Here is a 3,804-nt window from a genome sequence, read left to right as displayed (position 1 = left end):
TTCCGGGGACGAGCAGAAATTTGGCGACGATGACGGCACCGACGCTGATGGCCTGAGCATTCAGGGCATGGAGTTAAGCGACTCGTTCATGAACCTGGATGTGGACGACCCCGCCGGCGGATTAGGCGAAGACTTCGCTGACATGCATGGCGCCGGCCGGGCCAGCCACCATGAAAATGCCGACGAGTCCTGGGCCGAGGCCTTGCTGCAGGAACTGGAAGACGATGAACCCGCCGAGACCAGCCCGGGCGAAACAACCACGTCCGCTCCCGTCAACAACCCTGCCCCTGAGCAGCCAGCTGCGCGCAAAACAGCCCCACCACCACCGAAACAAACCCGACCGGCAGAGCCCGAAGACGACGATGACAGCCTGTTCGGTGGGCTGGACCTGTTTGGCGACGATCTTTACGAGGAACCCGTTCCCATCGGCAAGCCCGTGCGCGAACGTGACAACCATTTCCGCCAGCGCCGGGACTGGGGCGGCCTGGCCAAGTGGACGTCTCTGTCAGTCATCGCTCTGGTTGTGCTGATCGGCCAATACGCCTTCTTCAACTTCGATGACCTGGCCCGTAGCCCGCAATGGCGCCCAATGTACCAGCAAGCCTGTGATGTACTTGGCTGCCAATTGCCCAGCCGCTCAGACATCACCCAGCTGCGCGGCGCCAACCTGGTGGTACGCAGCCATCCGGATTACGCCAACGCCCTGATTGTGGACGCCATCCTGTTCAATGAAGCCAAGTACCCCCAGCCCTTCCCGGAACTGGAACTGAGCTTCAGCGCTCTCAATGGCGGCCCCGTTGCCAGCCGGCGCTTCACCCCACAGGAATACCTGCAAGGGGATCTGCTCGGCATGGAAACCATGCCCACGCGCACCCCGCTGCATATTTCTCTGGAAATCGTGGACCCGGGTGACAAGGCGGTGAACTACAACCTGCGCCTGCTTCCGGCCCCGCAGCCCCGCGACCAGATCAGTCAGCGCTAACCGCATCCAGCCGCACAACAGCAATCCATCGGCAGCCCGTCAGCTCATGGCAGGCTGCCCTTTCATCCCGGGCCGTCGATCTCTATCATTGTCTCCCCTTTTAGACACCCCAAGCCCGGCGCCATGCAGATCGGACCCTATAACCTGCCCAATTCCCTGATTCTGGCCCCCATGGCCGGCGTCACGGATCGCCCTTTCCGGCGTTTGTGCAGGGACCTGGGAGCCGGCCTGCTGGTGTCGGAAATGGTGACCTCGGACACCCGTCTGTGGAACTCTCGAAAGTCTCGCCAACGGTTGGATCACCGCGGCGAACCGGGCCCCATCTCTGTCCAGATTGCCGGCGGCGAGCCGACCATGCTGGCAGACGCGGCCCGCGCCAACGTGGACCACGGCGCCCAGATCATTGATATCAATATGGGCTGCCCGGCGAAAAAAGTGTGCAAGCGCGCCGCAGGCTCCGCCCTGCTGGCCGACCCGGATCTGGTCAGCCGCATCCTGGATGCGGTGGTCAATGCGGTGGACGTCCCCGTCACCCTGAAAATCCGTACCGGTCCCGACCGCGATCAGCGCAATGCCCTCGCCATTGCCCGCATTGCCGAAGCCGCCGGTATCCAGGCCCTCGCCATCCACGGGCGCACCCGCGCCGACAAGTTCAACGGAGAGGCCGAATACACCACCATCAAACAGGTGGTGGACGCGGTTAATATTCCGGTAATGGCTAATGGAGACGTGGATAGCCCGGAAAAAGCTAAACGGGTACTGGAATCCACCGGCGCCGGTGGTATCATGATCGGCCGCGCTGCTCAGGGTAACCCGTGGATCTTCCGGGACACCCTGTATTACCTCGAGCACGGCTCGCTGCCCGCAGCGCCGTTAGTAACGGAAGTCCATGACTGCGTGCAGCAGCACCTGTCCGAACTGCATCATTTTTATGGTGAGTTCATGGGGGTGCGTATCGCACGCAAGCACTTGGGCTGGTACACACAGAACCTGCCCGATGGGGAAGACTTCCGGCGCGGGTTTAACACACTGGAAAATGCCACCGACCAATGCGTGGCAATCGAGCAGTTTTTCCAACAGATCAGCGCCACTACCGACCGGGTTCGTTTCGGTCGTTATGGCGAGGTGTCTGCCCGGAAGAAAAACGGAGCCCTGGCCGCATGACCCTTTCTTCAGTTAACACAGCCGCTGCACGGACACTTACTGAAATGAACACCGCTGAAGCACGAAAGCAGCCGCATCTTACTATTGCGCGCAGTGAAACCCACGATACCTTGCGCAATTGTGTGCGACGTTCGTTAAACGATTATTTCAACCAGCTGGACGGCGAAGCCGTGAGCGAGCTCTACCCGATGGTACTGGCTGAGATGGAAATCCCCCTGCTTGAGAAAGTGCTCGAGTACACCCGTGGTAACCAGACCAAAGCCGCCGAGCTGCTGGGCCTGAACCGCGGTACCCTGCGCAAGAAACTCAAGCAGTACGGCCTGTTGTAAAAACAGGCTGCTATAAATCAGGGCAGTAGGCACTACTGCCCTTTTTTTGTTTCTGGACAACCCGATTTCTCGCAACATGCAACACGCTTCATGCAACACGCAAAACCGCTACCACGCCTAGCGTGCCAGCATATCGCGTGCCGCGTGCAAGCGTCACCAAAGGTGACTTATGAGCAAAGCCGTTGAACGTGCACTGATCAGTGTTTCCGACAAGACTGGTATCGTCGAATTTGCCCAGGCCCTGGCCGACAAGGGCGTGGAGCTGCTGTCCACTGGCGGTACCTTCAAGAAACTGCAGGAGGCCGGCATCGCGGTGCGCGAAGTCTCTGACTACACCGGTTTCCCGGAAATGATGGATGGTCGGGTGAAAACCCTGCATCCGAAAGTGCACGGCGGCATCCTCGGCCGTCGTGGCCAGGACGAACAGGTCATGGCCGACAACGGCATCAGCCGCATTGATCTGGTGGTGGTCAACCTGTACCCATTCGAAGCCACCGTGGCCAACCCGGATTGCTCCCTGATCGATGCCATCGAGAACATCGATATCGGTGGCCCGACCATGGTGCGCTCTGCGGCCAAGAACAATGCCCACGTGGGCATCGTCACCGCTGCCGGTGATTACCAGCGCGTGCTCGACGACATGGATGCCAACGATGGCGCCCTGTCCGACACCCTGCGTTTCGACCTGGCCATCAAGGCGTTCGAACACACCGCAGCCTACGACAGCGCCATTGCCAACTACTTCGGCAAGAAAGTCGGTGAAAACAATGACGACTTCCCGCGCACCATCAACCTGAACTTCGAAAAAACCCAGAACATGCGCTACGGCGAGAACCCGCACCAGAAAGCGGCCTTCTACACCGAGCGCAACCCGGCACCGGCCTCCATCGCCACCGCGAAGCAGTTGCAGGGCAAGGAACTGAGCTATAACAACATCGCCGACACCGACGCCGCACTGGAGTGCGTAAAAGGCTTCACCAAGCCCGCCTGTGTGATCGTCAAGCACGCCAACCCCTGCGGTGTGGCGGTGAGTCTGGACGGCATCGGCAAGGCCTACGATCTGGCCTTTGAAACCGACACCGAATCCGCCTTTGGCGGCATCATTGCCTTCAACCGTGAGCTGGATGCGGACACCGCCAAGGCCATCGTCGATCGCCAGTTCGTGGAAGTAATCATCGCCCCCAGCGCCACCGACGAAGCTCTGGCAATCACCGCCGCCAAGAAGAACGTGCGCGTGCTGGTGTGTGGCGAAATCCAGGGCCCCACTGAGGGCGGCCTGGACTACAAGCGCGTTAACGGCGGCCTGCTGGTGCAGGATCGCGACATCGG

Annotated in this window: 4 protein-coding genes; all 4 read left to right on the top strand. The window is 60.4% G+C overall.

The annotated features are described in order from the left end of the window. On the top strand, nt 1–982 hold a 982-nt coding region (locus tag A3754_RS00725; RefSeq protein WP_063518580.1), incomplete at its 5' end, for a DUF3426 domain-containing protein. Between the two features lie 123 nt (nt 983–1,105). Beyond that, on the top strand, nt 1,106–2,146 hold the full coding sequence (gene dusB, locus A3754_RS00720; protein WP_063518579.1) for a tRNA dihydrouridine synthase DusB: 1,041 nt from the start codon (nt 1,106–1,108) through the stop codon (nt 2,144–2,146). A gap of 44 nt (nt 2,147–2,190) precedes the next feature. Beyond that, a complete protein-coding gene (gene fis / locus A3754_RS00715; protein WP_007148571.1) occupies nt 2,191–2,475 on the top strand; it encodes a DNA-binding transcriptional regulator Fis in 285 nt (94 codons plus the stop codon). A gap of 169 nt (nt 2,476–2,644) precedes the next feature. Beyond that, nucleotides 2,645–3,804: bifunctional phosphoribosylaminoimidazolecarboxamide formyltransferase/IMP cyclohydrolase (gene purH, locus A3754_RS00710; protein WP_063518578.1), on the top strand; the 1,160-nt coding region annotated here is incomplete at its 3' end.

The organism is Alcanivorax sp. HI0083 (genome assembly GCF_001635175.1).
This window is presented reverse-complemented; position numbering and strand designations above follow the sequence as displayed.